Raw genomic sequence first — 15843 nt, forward strand, 5'->3', positions numbered from 1 at the left:
CGGGTCACGTCCCCCGTGGATTACCCGCCGCTGCGTGCCGTTCTTGCAAAGGTAAGACGGTTCCGGATGGATGTCGGACGATTGCAAATGGCAATGGACCCATCCGGCATGTCGTTTCGGATGACGGCATTGACGCCGATCCGGCAATCGTCGCCGATGCTGACTCCGGCATGGATGCGTGCGCCCATTCCGATCATGCACCGCTTGCCGATCCGCACGTCGCTCGCCACGGTCGCATGGGGCAGAACGACGCTGAAATCGCCGACCGCGACCCGCGCACCCAGGACATTGTGCGCAAAGAGATGAACATGCCTGCCAAGATCAACATCGGTGACGAGTGCGAAGGGGCCGACGTAGCACCCTTCCCCCATCTGGGCGTGGGATGAAACCACCGAGGATGGATGGATGATTCGCGGCCAGCGGCAGCCGCGCAGGGCCGGACGCTCGCGGATCGCTTGAGCGTGATCGGGATCGGCAACGGTCAGGAGTGCATCCACCGTCGCGCCATCCACATCATCTATAAAACCAACCTCATGCCCGAGAACCGATCCGGCAGGCCGGTCATCCACAACCCTGCCGACAGTAATTCCCGCGGTCTCCAGAATGCAAATAAGATTACGAGCATTTCTCCCCCCGCCAACCAGCAGCAAGCCCTCAGCTACAGGAGAAACAGAAGCACTCATTCCCATCGCAATTCTTATCTTTCGCGCGTTCTTCATCAGCTAATTAAACTGTATCAGTTCGCATTCATCCGGACAATATGTTGACGCTGAAGCGGTAAACAGAGCCTGTTTTCAATGTTGGACACTTGATTCCATTGCGCAAACTTCTTTTTCGCGCTGTGGTTGGGCAGGAGCGGAAAATGGCTTCGCAAAAGGCGTGAGGCCAAAAGAAAAGCGCGCCCCCGAAGGGACGCGCTTTTCAACAGACCGATGCGGCTTTCGCCAGATCAGTTCTTCGACTTGTCGACCAGACGGCGCTCGGCGATCCACGGCATCATGGCGCGCAGCTTCTCGCCGACCTTCTCGATCTCGTGCTCGGCGTTGCGGCGGCGGATCGCCTTGAAGGACGGCTGGCCGGCCTTGCACTCCAGCATCCAGTCGCGGACGAAGCGGCCTTCCTGGATGTCGGTCAGGACGCGCTTCATCTCGGCCTTGGTTTCGGGCGTGATGATGCGCGGGCCGGTGCGGTAGTCGCCGTATTCGGCCGTGTTGGAGATCGAGTAGCGCATGTTGGCCATGCCGCCCTCGTACATCAGGTCGACGATCAGCTTCACTTCGTGCAGGCACTCGAAGTAGGCCATCTCGGGGGCATAGCCCGCTTCGACCAGCGTCTCGTAGCCGGCGCGGATCAGCTCGGTCAGGCCGCCGCAGAGCACGGCCTGCTCACCGAACAGATCGGTCTCGCACTCTTCCTTGAAGGTCGTCTCGATGATGCCGGCGCGGCCGCCGCCATTGGCCGAGGCGTAGGACAGGGCGATGTCCAGCGCGTTGCCCGAGGCGTTCTGGTGCACGGCAACCAGCGACGGCACGCCGCCGCCACGCTGGTATTCGCTGCGCACGGTGTGGCCGGGGCCCTTCGGCGCGATCATGAACACGTCGAGGTCGGCGCGCGGCTCGATCAGGTTGAAGTGGACGTTCAGGCCGTGCGCGAAGGCCAGGGCGGCGCCCTGCTTCATGTTCGGGGCCAGATCGTCACGGTACAGGTCGGCCTGCAGCTCGTCCGGGGTCAGAACCATCACGACGTCGGCCCAGGCGGCGGCTTCGGCCGGGGTCATCACGGTGAAGCCGGCGGTCTCGGCCTTCTTGATGGTGGCCGAACCCGGGCGGAGCGCGATCCGCACGTCCTTCACGCCGCTGTCACGCAGGTTATGGGCGTGGGCATGGCCCTGGCTGCCGTAGCCGACGATGACGACCTTCTTGCCCTTGATCAGGTTGACGTCGGCATCACGATCGTAATAGACGCGCATTGAGATGGTTCCTTGAATTCGCAACGAACGAAGACTGAGTGCGTTTCCTGCGGCGGATTACTCCATTGAGCAAAGCCGTCCGTCAAGGGAAACAATCGCTCGATGGAGCGGCGAAGCGCAAAGCTTCCTTGCGTTTTTGCCGCCCCAATCTTTCGCAGAATGCTATTCCGCGGGTAACGGCGCCTCAGAACGCCGCCGGTCCCTTCGACATGGCGACCACGCCGGTGCGGCTGGCTTCCACGAGGCCGAGCTGGCTCATCAGGCCGACGAAGTCGTCGACCTGCTCGGTGGTGCCGGTCAGCTCGAAGATGAAGCTGGTCAGGGTGGCGTCGACCACCTTGGCCTGGAAGATGTCGGCGAGGCGAAGCGCCTCGATCCGGCGGTCGCCGGTGCCGGCCACCTTGACCAGCGCCAGTTCGCGTTCCACCGACGGCCCCTCGTCGGTCAGGTCGTGGACGCGGTGGACCGGAACCAGCCGGCCGAGCTGCGCCTTGATCTGCTCGATGATCATCCGGGTGCCGGAGGTGACCAGCGTGATGCGCGACAGGTGCTCGGCGTTGTTCACCTCCGCCACCGTCAGGCTTTCGATGTTGTAGCCGCGGCCGGAGAACAGCCCGATGACACGGGCAAGCACGCCCGGCTCATTGTCCACCAGCACGGCGATGGTGTGCTTTTCGATCGCGTTTTCCATGAGACCCATTCCCCCGTTCGTTCGTCGTCAGCCGATCAGACCAGCACCATGCCGTCTTCCGGCGTGGCATCGGACGGGCTGTCGTCCGGACCGAACAGGATCTCGTTATGGGCCTTGCCGCCCGGGATCATCGGGAAGCAGTTTTCCTTCGGATCGACGGCGATATCGATGATGCAGGGGCGGTCGGTCACCGTCAGCATCTTCTCGATCACCTGATCGACCTCGGCCACCGTGGTGGCGCGCAGGCCGACGCAGCCCCAGGATTCCGCCAGCTTCACGAAGTCCGGCAGGGCTTCCGAGTAGCTCTGGGAATAGCGCGAGCCGTGCAGCAGTTCCTGCCACTGGCGCACCATGCCCATATACTGGTTGTTCAGGATGAAGATCTTGACCGGCGCGCGGTACTGCACGGCGGTGCCGATCTCCTGCATGTTCATCAGGAAGCTAGCCTCGCCCGACACGTCCACCACGATGGCGTCGGGGTGGGCCAGCTGGGCGCCGATGGCGGCCGGCAGGCCGTAGCCCATGGTGCCGAGCCCGCCCGAGGTCATCCAGCGGTTCGGCTGGTCGAAGGGCAGGAACTGGGCGGCCCACATCTGGTGCTGGCCGACTTCCGTCGTGATGTAATGGTCCTTGCCGCGCAGAGCCTCGCGCAGGCGCTCCAGCGCGTACTGCGGCTTGATGACCGATTCGGTGCGGTTGTAGTTCAGGCAGTTGCGGGCGCGCCAGCCCTCGATCTTGCCCCACCACTCCTTCAGCGCGGCCTTGTCCGGCGACTTGGCGCGCGCCTTCCAGATGCGCAGCATGTCTTCCAGCACCGCGCCGCAGTCACCGACGATCGGAATGTCGACCGCGACGTTCTTGTTGATCGAGCTGGGGTCGATGTCGACGTGGATCTTCTTCGAACCCGGCGAGAAGGCCGACAGCTTGCCGGTCACGCGGTCGTCGAAGCGGGCGCCGATGTTGATCATGACGTCGCATTCGTACATGGCGAGGTTCGCCTCGTACGTGCCGTGCATGCCCAGCATACCCAGCCACTGGTTCTCGGACGCCGGGAAGGCGCCCAAGCCCATCAGGGTGGAGGTGATCGGGAACCCGGTGGTCTTGACGAACTGGGTCAGCAGCTTGGCCGCGAAGGGGCCGGCATTGATCACGCCGCCGCCGGTGTAGAAGACCGGGCGCTTGGCGTTGGCGATCAGTTCCACCGCCTCTTCGATGCGGGCGATCTCCGGCTTCACCTGCGGTCGGTAGGTCTTGTGCTTGACCTCCGCCGGCGGGACATAGGTGCCGTCGGCGAACTGCACGTCCTTCGGGATGTCGACCAGCACCGGGCCGGGACGCCCGCTGCGCGCGACATAGAAGGCCTCGTGCAGGGTGCGGGCCAGGCTGTCGACGTCCTTCACCAGGTAATTGTGCTTGGTGCAGGGCCGGGTGATGCCGGTGGTGTCGGCTTCCTGGAAGGCGTCGTTGCCGATCAGGTGGGTCGGCACCTGGCCCGACAGGCAGACCAGCGGAATGCTGTCGCACAGGGCGTCCAGCAGGCCGGTCACCGCGTTGGTGGCGCCGGGGCCGGAGGTCACCAGCACGCAGCCGACCTTGCCGGTCGAGCGCGCATAGCCCTCCGCCGCGTGAACCGCGGCCTGCTCGTGGCGTACAAGGACATGCTTCAGGTCGTTCTGCTGGAACAGCGCGTCGTAGATGGGAAGTACGGCGCCGCCGGGATAGCCGAAGATGATGTCAACGCCCTGATCCTTCAGGGCTTTGATGACGATCTGGGCGCCGGTCAGCTTCTGTTCGGACATCGGTCACGACCTTCTCATGTGGGCGCCTCCTCTAGGGCGCCCGGTTCCTTGGGAACACCAACCCCGCCTGGAGGGGATGCCGTTCATAACAACGGCTTAGCTCCGATGGCGTGTGCTGGGATGGGCAAATTAGTCAAATCATCCGTCATAGGTCAACCCTATTCGCGAATGTTTGCAAAGTTTTTTTGCCGCAGTTTTTCCAATTGTTGCGCGCCCATTGGAGGTGGTCGTCCCGTTCCACCCCCTGCCGCGCCAGCGCTTGCCGCAAACGGAAACGGCGGCCGCACCGAAGCGCGGCCGCCGTTCCGAAAAGGCGACTGAGTTTGCGCAGCCCGTCAGGCGGCGGTCTTCAGCAGTCCGCAGAGCCGGCGGATGCCCTCGCGGATCTGGGCCGGCTTGGTGACGGAGAAGGCCAGACGCAGCGTGTTCTTGCCCGACCGATCGGCATGGAAGGCCGAGCCGGGGACGAAGGCGACGTTGGCCTCCTTGATCGCGCGGGCGAGCAGCTCGGTGCCGTCGACGCCTTCCGGCGCCTCGATCCAGACGAACAGGCCGCCCTCCGGCTTGGTCCAGGTAACGCCCGGCGGGGCGAACTCGTCCAGTGCCGCCAGCATGGCGTCGCGGCGCTCCTTATATTGCGTGCGCAGCAGCTTGATGTGGCTGTCGAAGATCTGCGAGACGACGTCGTGCATGACGATCTGGTTGATCGTGCTGGCATGCAGGTCGGCCGCCTGCTTCATCAGCACCAGCCGGTTCACCACCTCCGGCGCCGCATTGACCCAGCCGATGCGCATTGCCGGAACCATCGTCTTGGAGAAGGTGCCGCCGAAGATCACGTTGGTCAGCTTGCCGCCGTTGCGCTCGCAATCCAGCGCCGCCATCAGCGGCAGATGCTCGCCGTCATAGCGCAGCTCGCAATAGGCGGTGTCCTCGATCACCGGCACGCCGGCGGCCTCGCAGGCGTCCAGGATGGCGTGGCGGCGGGCCAGCGTCACCGTGGTGCCGTTCGGGTTCTGGAAGTCGGGGACGAGGTAGAAGAACTTCGGCTTCTGAGCCAGCGCTTCGTTGAGCGCCGCCATCTCCGGCCCTTCCTCGTCCATCGGGATGGAGAGGTAGGTGGGCTCGTAGGGCGAGAAGGCCTGCAGCGCGCCTAGATAGGTCGGGCGGGTCACCACGATCTTGTCGCCGGGGCCGATCAGCAGCTTGCCGACGAACTCCAGCACCTGCTGCGAGCCGTTGGTGATGAGAACGCCGTCCAGCCCGACATTGACGCCCTTGCCGCCCATGTAGTCGCAAATCCATTCCCGCAGCGGCGTGTAGCCTTCGGTGATGGAGTATTGCAGAGCGGCGCCGGCCCCGGCGTTGGACTGGAAGATCTTCTCGTAGGACCGCGCGATGGCGGAGCTGGGGAACAGGTCCGGGTCGGGAATGCCGCCAGCGAAGGAGATGATCTCCGGACGGTCGATCAGCTTCAGCAGTTCCCGGATTTCGGACGCCGTCATGCCGCCCACGCGGCCCGCGAACACATGACCCCAATCAACCGACACGGTGCTTCTCCTTCGGATCAGTAATTTAGTATCGTTCTCAGGCGGTCGAGCATTGCATTTCGTACCGCGGGCGAACAAGGCAGATCGATGGTATGGCAGCTATGCTGTCCTGTATCACTTACCAGCATATCAGAGAATTTGCCAACAATCTGATGCCGAAACCAAGTGACCTGCCGTTTGGCATAGCGGCGGGTCGATTGCTGGGCCAGCGCAACGGCCTCATTGAGCGGAATCTCGCCATGCAGGACGCGGCGCAGCTCCGGCACGCCCAAAGCCTTCAGCACCGGTAGGTCGTGGGCGAGCGCCTGCTCTCGCGCCAGTGCGTCCAACCGCCGCACCTCCTCCAGCGCACCCTGCTCCATCATCAGATGGAAACGCTTGTCGCATTGGGCGTAGAGGTCGGCCCGCGGCGGGTCGAGCACGAGGATGGTGAAGCGCAAATCCTCCGGCGTGCCCTGGGCCGTTTGGCTCTGCCAGTGGGACAGCGGATGGCCGGTGGCCTCCAGCACCTCCCAGGCGCGGGTCAGGCGGGTGGTGTCGCCGGGGTTCAGCTTGGCCGACGCGGGGTCGCAGGCGACCAGTTCGGCGCGGAACTCCTCGCCGCCGATGGTTGCCAGCCGGGCATGGGCGGCGGCGCGCACCTCGTCGGGGATGGGGGGCACTTCGCTCAAGCCCTGCATGAGGGCCCGCAGGTAGAGACCGGTGCCGCCGACCACCACCGGCAGCCGGCCCTCGGCCTTGGCGGCGGCGATCTCCGCCAGAGCCATATCGCGCCAGCGCGCCGCCGATCCGCGTTCCGCCGCCGGCAGCACGCCATAAAGACGATGGGGAGCCCGCGCCAGATCCTCGGACGGCGGCCGGGCGGTCAGCACGTCCAGATCGGCGTAGAGCTGCATGCTGTCGGCATTGATGACGGTGCCGCCGAACGCCTCGGCAATCGCCAGCGCCAGCCCCGACTTGCCCGATGCGGTCGGGCCGCCGATGACGATGACATCGGTGAGCGTGTTCATCGCCCTTCCATGGGGCCACGGCGTTTCCTTTGCAACACCCATCCGCATGCCCCAACCGCATGCCGACGCCGAAGCTTCGTTGGACCGGACCCCTCGCCTGTGGTAGGCAGCGCGCAAAGGCCCTCTTTTTTGCTCGGGACACCCGCCGATGAACGCCATCGTCACGCTGATCGCCCCCCGTACCGCCACGCTCGACGAGGCCGTCGTCCAGACCGCCAAGGCGGCGCTGGTGGGCTTGGGCGCCGATGCCGGCGCGCCGGACTGGCTGGCTACCGGTACCGCCTGCGACCTGCCCTTCGGCAATCTGGCGCCGGAGCAGGCGGAAGCGGCGATCCGCCATGCCCTGAACGGCGCCACGCTGGACATCGTCGCCCAGCCGGCGGCGACCCGGCGCAAGCGGCTGCTGGTCGCCGACATGGAATCGACGATCATCGAGCAGGAGATGCTGGACGAGCTGGGCGACTATGTCGGGCTGAAGGACCACATCGCCGCCATCACCGCCCGTGCCATGAACGGCGAGATCGACTTCAAGGATGCGGTGCGCGAGCGGGTCGCCCTGCTGAAGGGCCTGAAGGAGACGGTGATCGACGAGGTGTGGCAGCGCGCCACCCTGATGCCGGGCGCCGCCCAGCTGGTCGGCACCATGCGCGCCAACGGCGCCGCCTGCGTCCTGGTGTCGGGCGGCTTCCGCTGCTTCACCGGCCGGGTGCGCAGCTGGATCGGCTTCGACGACGACCGCGGCAACGAGTTGGAAGTGATCGACGGCGTGATGACCGGCAAGGTGATCGAGCCGATCCTGGACAAGGACAGCAAGCTGCAGGCGCTGATGGCCTATGCCGGCGAGCACCGCGTGCCGATGGCGGAGACCATGGCCGTCGGCGACGGTGCCAACGATTTGCCGATGCTGCTGGCCGCCGGTCTGGGCGTCGCGTTCCATGCCAAGGCGGTGGTCGCCGCCGAAGCCCGCGCCCGCGTCGACCATGGCGACCTGACCGCCCTGCTCTACGCCCAGGGCTACCGGGCGGCGGAGTTCGTGGGATAAGGAAGGGTTCGCCTTTGCCCCTCACGCCCACACGCCGCGGACATAGGGTGTCAGCTGCGTGTCCGTCAGGATGATGTGGCGGACCAGCCAGTCGGCGGTGAATTTATAGAGCTTCTCGGCGTTCTCGTGGGTGGGTTCGTTGGAGAACTGGTTCGACAGCTCGCTGACCTTCTGGACAGCGGCGCGGTGCATGGCGACATGCTCGTCGAATTTCGGGTAATGCACGATCTGCATGATCCGCTCTTCGCGGGCGAAATGCTCCTTGGTGTATTCCAGAAGCTTGATCAGGATCTTGGCGACGCGAACCGGCTGGAACCGCGGGGCGGCCAGCGCGGCGTCGAGTTCGTTCAGATACTCGATCAGGTGTTTGTGATCGTCGTCGATGGCCGGCTGCCCGACGCTCAACTGCCGTCGCCATGTGATGGCGCCCATGACCTTGCGGCCTCCCCCCTTAACCGGCACCCCGTTGGGGAGGATTATGAATGGTGTTACCACCGCACCCAAACAGCCGCCGGCGTCACACGGCAATTTGACGCACCCGCATGACGCGAACCGGAACGGAGCGGGGCGGATGCGTCGCCGCACCCGCCCCGTTCTACAGACTTACGTTGATAAATCTCAGCCGACGATCGAATACCCGCAATCGACATAGGTGGTGTCGCCGGTGATGCCCTTGGCGCCGTCGGTGGCGAGGAAGGCGGTGGTGTAGCCGACCTCCTCGATGGTCACCAGACGGCCTTCGGGGGCGCGCTCGGCGGCCTTGTTCATCAGCTCGTCGAAATGGGCGATGCCGGACGCGGCACGGGTCTTGATCGGGCCGGGCGAGATGGCGTGGACGCGAATGCCCTTCGGACCGAGTTCCGCCGCCAGATAGCGCACGCTGGCCTCCAGCGCCGCCTTGACGGGGCCCATGACGCCGTAATTGTCGATGACGCGGTTGGCGCCGAAATAGGACATGGTGAACAGCGACCCGCCGTCCTTCATCAGCGGCTCGGCATAGCGGGCCATGCGGATGAAGGAGTGGCAGGAGACGTCCATCGCCTGCTGGAAGCCCTCGCGCGAGCAATCGACGACACGGCCGTGCAGGTCCTCCTTCGGCGCGAAGGCGATGCTGTGCAGCGCGAAGTCGAGCTTGCCCCACTTCTCGCCGATCTTGTCGAACAGGGCCTTCAGCTGGCCTTCGCCGGTGACGTCCACCGGTTCGAAGATCTCGGCCTCCAACTGCTTGGCCAGCGGCTCGACGAACTTCTTGGCCTTGTCGTTCAGATAGCTGACCGCAAGGTCGGCACCCATGGCGCGAAAGGCGCGGGCGCAGCCCCAGGCGATCGACTGGTCGTTGGCAATGCCAAGGACGAGCCCCTTCTTGCCTTCGAGCGTGGCGGCGGCGGGAATGATCGTGGTCATGCGGACTGTCCTGCGGTCGATGGGACGGGAGGAGCGGCCGCAACCCCGGCCGCCTTTCGCCAGGTGAGATCACGCGGCGCTCCTTGTGCAGTGCACCATAAACCAACCGCCGGAGGTCCGCAATGTGCAATGGGCGCGTTCCGCACATGCGCCTCAATCATTGCGCAGCATTGCTCGGAGAGCGTTCAGTAAAAACTGAATTGTTGCCGTTTCAGTCTTTCATTGATCCATATCAAAACGGCCTGCCAGTATGGGACTGGCAGGCCGTTTCTTGATGACATTTCCGTTATGGCGTCACGCCGCTTGTGCGGTCCGCCTCCTTAGCGGGCAACACCCGGCGTAAAAGACGGCGGATCGCTGGCCGGGAAGGATTCCTGCGAGGCCTCGTCGACGATCTCCTCCTCGCACGCCTCCTCATAGATGTCGCCGGGATGGCGGGAGTAGCGATTGACGCCCTGGTTCACATCCTGTGCCGGAATCGCCGCCCGGTCGTTGTGCGACCAGTCGGCCAGCATCGCCTTGCCGGGGCAATAGCCGGTCAGACCGCGCGCCACGAGAGCGCCGCCGGCAAGCGCCATCGCGGCGCCGGTCCAGTTGGGCCGGCGCAGGCCCAGGACCGCCAGCAGCACGCCGCCGGCCAGCGACGCCAGCCGCTCGGTATGCCCGACATTGATGCTGTAACCGCCGCTGGGTCCGTGAATGCGGTCGTTGAGGCCGCGCAGGTTGCGCTGGGCCGTTTCGGTGATGGAAGAGAGTTCCATGTCGGTCCTCCTGAATGCGGGTCCCGGTCGGGGATCGTCCGCCATCGGATCGTTATCGCGTCACTGTTGGGAAACCGGCGGCTGGGGGGTGCCGTTCCCGGACGTCGTCCCGGAAGCAGACCCCGGCGCCGATTGCGAAGTGCCGCCCTGACTGCTTCCCTCCTGGCCGCTGGAACCGGCGGCGCCGCGCGCCTGCTGCAGTTCACGGTTCAGCCGCGCCACCTCCTGCGACAGGCGCTGCACCTCCTGGCGCAGCGGCGCAGCCGAGGCATCGCCGGCGCCCGCCGAGCCGGCGATGGCGGCCAGCGTCGCCGAATCCCGCATCCAATAGGGCGCCACGCCGTAATAGGTGTGGACCGCCATCGCCCATTGGCGGTCGTTCATGTTCGGCCGGTTCTTCTCGTCGAAGCGCGGGGCGTTGGTCAGCTTGTCCTTCGGCACGTTCAGGACATAGCCGTCGCCGGACGGGGAGAACAGCGCCCAAGGCACCGGGAAGTGGCTGTCGCCGATGCCGAGGAAGCCGCCCAGCTCGACCACCGCATAGGCGACCCGGCCGCTGGCGGGATCGATGATCAGTTCGGACACGCTGCCGAGATCCTTGCCGTCCGGGCTGCGCAGCTTGGCGTCCTCAAGCTCGTCGGCGGCGATCGCGCGCGGATGGGCGATGGAGTCCTGCAGGGCCGCCGCCTCGCCCAGGATGGCCTGGCAGGCGGGCGCGTTGCCCTTCTGCGCGGCGGCCTGTGCCGCCTGCTGCAGGGCGCGAAGCTGTGCGGTTTCCTGCTGCGTCACCGGAGCGGGGGTACCGGGGCCGGCAGCCTCAAGAGCCGCCGCCTGCTGTCCCAGCCGGTCGAGCCCGGCCGCGCAGTCGTCGGCCGCCAGCGCGGGCGCGGCGAAGGACAGGGTTCCCAGCGCGGCCAGCAGCAGGGCCGTTGCAGGGGTGGGGCGCGTCATTAGGGCATCCTCCGGCTTGAATCGTCTCATGCTGCATGAACAGCATGGTCAAGCCGGAGGTTCCATCAGCCAGAGATTCCCTGGCGCCGATCTTCCCCCAGTTGTGAAAGGTCAACCCGGAAGGGGCAATCCGCCGCGCTGGACGATGAAGGACTGGATGGCGTCCAGACCCTCGCCCGCCTTGACGTTGGTGAAGACGAAGGGGCGGTCGCCGCGCATCTTGCGGGCGTCGCGGTCCATCACCTCCAGGCTGGCGCCGACCATCGGGGCGAGATCGGTCTTGTTGATGACCAGCAGATCCGAGCGGGTGATGCCCGGCCCGCCCTTGCGCGGGATCTTGTCGCCGGCCGACACGTCGATGACGTAGATGGTGATGTCCGCCAGTTCCGGCGAGAAGGTCGCCGCGAGGTTGTCGCCGCCCGATTCGATGAAGATCAGGTCCAGGTCGGGGAACTTCGCGTTCATCTGGTCGACGGCGGCAAGGTTGATCGAGGCATCCTCGCGGATCGCGGTGTGCGGGCAGCCGCCGGTCTCCACCCCCATGATCCGTTCCGGCTTCAGCGCGCCGGAGCGGGTGAGGAATTCCGCATCCTCCTTGGTGTAGATGTCGTTGGTGATCGCCGCGACCTCCCAATCGTCGCGCATGCGCTTGCACAGCGCGTCGGTCAGCGCGGTCTTGCCGGAGCCGACGGGACCGCCGATGCCGACGCGAAGCGGACCGGCGTGGCTCTTTTCGATAGCGGGGAGAGCGCTCATGAGCGGAACAGCCTCGTATATTGGGTTTCGTGGATCATCGAGGTCCAGTCGACGGCCATCGCCCGGCCGCCGAGATCGTCCAACGGGGCGGCCAGCGCCGCCTCCGCCGCGCCATGCGTGATGGGGTCGAGGGCGGCCAGCGCGCGCTGTCCGTCGGTCTGGCCCAGCGGCACCAGACGAACGCCGGCCGACACCAGATTGGCGGCGAAGGCGTGCAGGTAGGCGGTCAGCGCCGGCCCTTCCGCCACACCGATCAGCGCCGACACCAGCGCCACCGCCACCGCATAAGCGACCGGCCGGCCGGTGGCGGCGATCACCGAATCCCAGCGCGGCAGGTTATCGAGCGGCCATGCGGCGCGGATCGCCAGCAGGAAAGCCTGCCCCTGCGCCCGCGATTCGAGCGCGGTCTCGGCGGACGCGCGCAGGATGTCGGCCCGCTCCACCGCCCAGGCGAAGCCGGTCTCGTCCCCCACCAGCACGGCACGGTGGGCGGCGGCGAACAGCATGCCGTCGGTGCGCCCGGCGCCGTGGCGCAGGATGCCGTCGAGCCAGACGATCATCGTCGCCCGGTCCCGCACCAGCCCCTGCTCCACCGCCGCCTCGATCCCATGGCTGTAGGAGAAGCCGCCGACGGGAAAGCTGGGCGACAGCCACGCCAGCAGGCGCGTCAGGGCGTGGGTGGAGACGCTGTGATCGACCTCAGTGCGAATGCCCATGCCCGCCGCCATGCGAATGCCCGCCATAGGCGCCGCCTTCCGGCATGAAGGGGGCGATCACATCGCGCACCTCCGCCCCCAGCCCGCGCAGCATGTCCTCGATCACATGATCGCGGCGCAGGCGGATGGTGTCGCCGACGATCTGCACCGGCAGGTGACGGTTGCCGAGATGCCAGGCGACCCGCGCGAAGGCCTCGACCGGGCCGGGTACGCGGACTTCCATCAGCTCCTCAGAGGCGGCGACCACGCGCAGGAAGCTGCCGTCGATCAACTCCAGCCCGTCGCCGTCGTCCAGCGCCACCGCCCGCGGCAGGTCGAGCAGGAAGGCGCCGCCGGCATCGTCGGTCATCGCCATGCGGCGGCGGAAACGGTCATCGAAGGCGAGCGTCACGGTGCCGGCCGCCTGCTCGACCGGCCAATGGCCGCGGGCGTGGACTCGGGTGGCGCGGCGGGTGGGATCGGTCATCAGCGAAGCCGTTCGAAGGGGGTCGGGTGGCCGAAGAAGCGGCCGGCCAGATCGCTGACCAGCGCCGCGTCCCCGGTGGTGAAGAAGCGCAGGCCCCGTTCGGCAGGATCTGGCCGGTATTCGGGGTGACGATCGAGATACTGCTCCAGCGAGCGGGCGGTCAGCGTCGGCTGGCACAGCACCTCCACCCCCGGCGGCAGCGCGCGGGCGAACAGGTGGCGCACCAGCGGGTAATGGGTGCAGCCCAGCACCACCGTGTCCAGCGGCTGGCTGCCCATCTTGTCCAGCAGCACGCGGACATAGCCGGCGACCGCCGGTTCGATCTCGTCATCCGACGCGCCGCGCTCGATCAGCGGCACGAGGTCGGGACAGGCCTGCTGCACGACGCGGACCGAAGGCGCGCGCTTGCCGATCTCCCGCGGGAAGGATCCGGAATTGACCGTCGCCGCGGTGGCGAAGATTCCGACACTGCGCGGCTCGGCCAGATGGTCGGGCGGAACGGTGTCGATCATCCACGGCACGCGGGTGATCGCCTCCACCATCGGCACCAGCACGCCCAGCACGTTGCGGCCGGGATGGGCCGACGGCAGCCATTCCTGCTGCAAACGGCGCAGCGCCACCGCGGCTGCGGTGTTGCAGGCGATGACGACCAGCCGGCAGCCCTGGGCGAACAGCCGATCCATCCCGGCGATGGTCAGCCGATAGATGTCGTCCTCGCTGCGCGGGCCGTAGGGAGCGGCGGCATGGTCGCCGAGATAGACGAATGGCCGGTCGGGTGCCGCATCCACCAGGGCGCGCAGCACCGTCAATCCGCCATGTCCTGAGTCGAATACACCGATCAACTGTTTGAGCCTTCGCAACCATTACCCTCTCCCGCCCCGGGAGAGGGAGGGACCCGCCGAAGGCGGGAGGGTGAGGGGGGTTCCGGACATGGATCTAATCCTTGGAATACCCCTCACCCTTCCCAAGCTTCGCTTGGGCCCCTTCCCTCTCCCGGGGCGGGAGAGGGAGCGTACCATCAGAACAGGAAATACCGCTGCGCCATCGGCAGGACGTCGGCCGGTTCGCAGGTCAGCAGTTGTCCGTCCGCCCGCACCTCGTAGGTTTCCGGGTCCACCTCGATGTGCGGGGTGGCGTCGTTGTGGATCATGTCCTTCTTGCCGACGGTGCGGGTGCCCTGGACGGCGATCAGCTCGCGGTGCAGGCCAAGCTGGCGGCCGACCTCCAGTTCCATCGCCTTGGCGCTGACGAAGGTGACGCTGCTGGCCTGGAGCGAGCGGCCGAAGGCGCCGAACATCGGGCGGTAATGCACCGGCTGCGGCGTCGGGATGGAGGCGTTCGGATCGCCCATCAGCGCGGCGGCGATGGTGCCGCACTTGATCACCATGTCCGGCTTCACCCCGAAAAAGGCCGGCGACCACACCACCAGATCGGCGAGCTTGCCGACCTCGACCGATCCGACGACATGGCCGATGCCGTGCGACAGCGCCGGGTTGATGGTGTATTTGGCGATGTAGCGCTTGACCCGGAAATTGTCGTTGTCGCCGGTCTCCTGCGGCAGCCGGCCACGCTGGAGCTTCATCTTGTGGGCGGTCTGCCAGGTACGGATCACCACCTCGCCCAGCCGGCCCATCGCCTGGCTGTCCGACGAGATCATGGAGAAGACGCCGAGGTCGTGCAGGATGTCTTCCGCCGCGATGGTCTCGCGCCGGATGCGGCTTTCGGCGAAGGCGACGTCCTCGGGGATGCGCGGGCTGAGGTGGTGGCACACCATCAGCATGTCCAGATGCTCGTCCACCGTGTTGATGGTGAAGGGCCGCGTCGGGTTGGTAGAGCTGGGCAGCACGTTGGCGAAGCTGGCCACCCGTATGATGTCCGGCGCATGACCCCCGCCCGCCCCTTCGGTGTGGAAGGTGTGGATGGTGCGGCCCTTGAACGCCGCGATGGTGTCCTCGACGAAGCCCGATTCGTTCAGCGTGTCGGTGTGGATCGCCACCTGGACGTCGAGCTGGTCGGCAACCGTCAGGCAGGTGTCGATGGCGTCGGGCGTGGTGCCCCAATCCTCGTGCAGCTTCAGGCCGCAGGCGCCGGCGGCGATCTGCTCCAGCAGCGCATCGGGGCGGCTGGTGTTGCCCTTGCCGAAAAAGCCGAGGTTGATCGGCAGCCCTTCGGCGGCCTGGAGCATCCGCTCCATATGCCATGGACCGGGCGTGCAGGTGGTGGCGGAGGTGCCGGCGGCCGGGCCGGTGCCGCCGCCCAGCATGGTGGTGACGCCGCTGTTCAGCGCCTCGTCCACCTGCTGCGGGCAGATGAAATGGATGTGGGCGTCGATGCCGCCGGCGGTGACGATCTTGCCCTCGCCCGCGATCACCTCGGTGCCCGGACCGATGATGATGTCGACGCCGGGCTGGATGTCGGGGTTGCCGGCCTTGCCGATGGCGGCGATGCGCCCGCCGGTGATGCCGATGTCGGCCTTGACGATGCCCCAATGGTCGATGATCAGGGCGTTGGTGATGACGGTGTCGACCGCCCCCTGGTGGCGTGAGCGCTGGCTTTGTCCCATGCCGTCGCGGATCACCTTGCCGCCGCCGAACTTCACCTCCTCGCCATAGACGGTGTGGTCGCGTTCGACCTCCACGATCAGGTCGGTGTCGGCCAGCCGGATACGGTCGCCGGTGGTCGGGCCGTAGAGGGCCGCATACTCGGCCCGGTCGATGCGGTGCGCCATTGT

Annotated in this window: 16 protein-coding genes; 1 reads left to right on the top strand and 15 read right to left on the bottom strand. The window is 66.4% G+C overall.

Going from position 1 to position 15843, the window contains the following annotated elements; all coding sequences use genetic code 11:
• Positions 1 to 20: 20 nt before the first annotated feature.
• The 6 genes from TSH20_RS06925 to miaA all read right to left on the bottom strand — a co-directional run bounded on the left by TSH20_RS06925 (position 21) and on the right by miaA (position 7016).
• A complete protein-coding gene (locus tag TSH20_RS06925) occupies positions 21 to 719 on the bottom strand; it encodes a DapH/DapD/GlmU-related protein (protein ID WP_109074019.1) in 699 nt (232 codons plus the stop codon).
• Between the two features lie 230 nt (positions 720 to 949).
• Positions 950 to 1969: a ketol-acid reductoisomerase gene (gene ilvC / locus TSH20_RS06930; RefSeq protein ID WP_014248441.1), complete on the bottom strand. Its 1020-nt coding sequence runs from the start codon at positions 1967 to 1969 to the stop codon at positions 950 to 952.
• A 184-nt stretch (positions 1970 to 2153) separates the two neighbouring features.
• Positions 2154 to 2660 carry an acetolactate synthase small subunit gene (gene ilvN / locus TSH20_RS06935; protein ID WP_109074020.1) on the bottom strand — a complete coding sequence of 169 codons (507 nt, stop codon included), beginning with the start codon at positions 2658 to 2660 and terminating at the stop codon, positions 2154 to 2156.
• Between the two features lie 35 nt (positions 2661 to 2695).
• Entirely contained in the window at positions 2696 to 4459 is a 1764-nt protein-coding gene (locus tag TSH20_RS06940; protein WP_109074021.1) for an acetolactate synthase 3 large subunit, read from the bottom strand.
• A 335-nt stretch (positions 4460 to 4794) separates the two neighbouring features.
• The gene (locus TSH20_RS06945) at positions 4795 to 6006 is read right to left on the bottom strand and encodes a PLP-dependent aminotransferase family protein (protein ID WP_109074022.1); all 1212 of its coding nucleotides are present in this window, start codon (positions 6004 to 6006) and stop codon (positions 4795 to 4797) included.
• A gap of 17 nt (positions 6007 to 6023) precedes the next feature.
• On the bottom strand, positions 6024 to 7016 hold the full coding sequence (gene miaA / locus TSH20_RS06950) for a tRNA (adenosine(37)-N6)-dimethylallyltransferase MiaA (protein ID WP_109074023.1): 993 nt from the start codon (positions 7014 to 7016) through the stop codon (positions 6024 to 6026).
• A gap of 148 nt (positions 7017 to 7164) precedes the next feature.
• Here miaA and serB point away from each other — a divergent pair, with 148 nt between their 5' ends.
• Positions 7165 to 8058, top strand: a complete 894-nt coding sequence (gene serB / locus TSH20_RS06955) for a phosphoserine phosphatase SerB (protein ID WP_109074024.1) — start codon at positions 7165 to 7167, stop codon at positions 8056 to 8058.
• A gap of 21 nt (positions 8059 to 8079) precedes the next feature.
• Here the strand turns inward: serB and TSH20_RS06960 are convergent, their stop codons facing one another.
• From TSH20_RS06960 to ureC, 9 genes are all read right to left on the bottom strand, one after another.
• On the bottom strand, positions 8080 to 8490 hold the full coding sequence (locus tag TSH20_RS06960; protein WP_109074025.1) for a bacteriohemerythrin: 411 nt from the start codon (positions 8488 to 8490) through the stop codon (positions 8080 to 8082).
• Positions 8491 to 8676: 186 nt separating this feature from the next.
• Positions 8677 to 9462, bottom strand: coding sequence for an enoyl-ACP reductase FabI (gene fabI, locus TSH20_RS06965; RefSeq protein WP_109074026.1), 786 nt, complete (start codon positions 9460 to 9462; stop codon positions 8677 to 8679).
• A gap of 320 nt (positions 9463 to 9782) precedes the next feature.
• Positions 9783 to 10223 (bottom strand): DUF2892 domain-containing protein, encoded by a 441-nt coding sequence (locus TSH20_RS06970; RefSeq protein WP_109074027.1) that lies wholly within the window; start codon positions 10221 to 10223, stop codon positions 9783 to 9785.
• A 60-nt stretch (positions 10224 to 10283) separates the two neighbouring features.
• Positions 10284 to 11174: a PRC-barrel domain-containing protein gene (locus TSH20_RS06975; protein WP_199231898.1), complete on the bottom strand. Its 891-nt coding sequence runs from the start codon at positions 11172 to 11174 to the stop codon at positions 10284 to 10286.
• Positions 11175 to 11285: 111 nt separating this feature from the next.
• Positions 11286 to 11930, bottom strand: coding sequence for an urease accessory protein UreG (ureG, locus tag TSH20_RS06980; RefSeq protein WP_085089978.1), 645 nt, complete (start codon positions 11928 to 11930; stop codon positions 11286 to 11288).
• Positions 11927 to 12646: an urease accessory UreF family protein gene (locus TSH20_RS06985; protein ID WP_348770406.1), complete on the bottom strand. Its 720-nt coding sequence runs from the start codon at positions 12644 to 12646 to the stop codon at positions 11927 to 11929. The genes ureG and TSH20_RS06985 overlap by 4 nt, the downstream gene beginning before the upstream one ends.
• The gene (locus TSH20_RS06990) at positions 12630 to 13112 is read right to left on the bottom strand and encodes an urease accessory protein UreE (RefSeq protein WP_109074030.1); all 483 of its coding nucleotides are present in this window, start codon (positions 13110 to 13112) and stop codon (positions 12630 to 12632) included. The genes TSH20_RS06985 and TSH20_RS06990 overlap by 17 nt, the downstream gene beginning before the upstream one ends.
• Positions 13112 to 13972 (bottom strand): glutamate racemase, encoded by an 861-nt coding sequence (murI, locus tag TSH20_RS06995; RefSeq protein WP_348770407.1) that lies wholly within the window; start codon positions 13970 to 13972, stop codon positions 13112 to 13114. The genes TSH20_RS06990 and murI overlap by 1 nt, the downstream gene beginning before the upstream one ends.
• A 158-nt stretch (positions 13973 to 14130) precedes the next feature.
• Positions 14131 to 15840 carry an urease subunit alpha gene (gene ureC, locus TSH20_RS07000; RefSeq protein WP_109074032.1) on the bottom strand — a complete coding sequence of 570 codons (1710 nt, stop codon included), beginning with the start codon at positions 15838 to 15840 and terminating at the stop codon, positions 14131 to 14133.
• Positions 15841 to 15843 lie beyond the last annotated feature (3 nt).

It is taken from the genome of Azospirillum sp. TSH20, from assembly GCF_003115935.1.
Classification (GTDB): Bacteria; Pseudomonadota; Alphaproteobacteria; order Azospirillales; family Azospirillaceae; genus Azospirillum.

Coding starts and splice junctions, on each gene's coding strand:
- TSH20_RS06970 (WP_109074027.1), bottom strand. CDS start 10,223: ATGGAACTCTCTTCCATCACCGAAACGGCCCAGCGCAACCTGCGCGGC.
- TSH20_RS06985 (WP_348770406.1), bottom strand. CDS start 12,646: ATGGGCATTCGCACTGAGGTCGATCACAGCGTCTCCACCCACGCCCTG.
- TSH20_RS06925 (WP_109074019.1), bottom strand. CDS start 719: ATGAAGAACGCGCGAAAGATAAGAATTGCGATGGGAATGAGTGCTTCT.
- TSH20_RS06990 (WP_109074030.1), bottom strand. CDS start 13,112: ATGACCGATCCCACCCGCCGCGCCACCCGAGTCCACGCCCGCGGCCAT.
- miaA (WP_109074023.1), bottom strand. CDS start 7,016: ATGAACACGCTCACCGATGTCATCGTCATCGGCGGCCCGACCGCATCG.
- ilvC (WP_014248441.1), bottom strand. CDS start 1,969: ATGCGCGTCTATTACGATCGTGATGCCGACGTCAACCTGATCAAGGGC.
- fabI (WP_109074026.1), bottom strand. CDS start 9,462: ATGACCACGATCATTCCCGCCGCCGCCACGCTCGAAGGCAAGAAGGGG.
- ureG (WP_085089978.1), bottom strand. CDS start 11,930: ATGAGCGCTCTCCCCGCTATCGAAAAGAGCCACGCCGGTCCGCTTCGC.
- ureC (WP_109074032.1), bottom strand. CDS start 15,840: ATGGCGCACCGCATCGACCGGGCCGAGTATGCGGCCCTCTACGGCCCG.
- ilvN (WP_109074020.1), bottom strand. CDS start 2,660: ATGGAAAACGCGATCGAAAAGCACACCATCGCCGTGCTGGTGGACAAT.
- TSH20_RS06940 (WP_109074021.1), bottom strand. CDS start 4,459: ATGTCCGAACAGAAGCTGACCGGCGCCCAGATCGTCATCAAAGCCCTG.
- serB (WP_109074024.1), top strand. CDS start 7,165: ATGAACGCCATCGTCACGCTGATCGCCCCCCGTACCGCCACGCTCGAC.
- TSH20_RS06960 (WP_109074025.1), bottom strand. CDS start 8,490: ATGGGCGCCATCACATGGCGACGGCAGTTGAGCGTCGGGCAGCCGGCC.
- TSH20_RS06975 (WP_199231898.1), bottom strand. CDS start 11,174: ATGACGCGCCCCACCCCTGCAACGGCCCTGCTGCTGGCCGCGCTGGGA.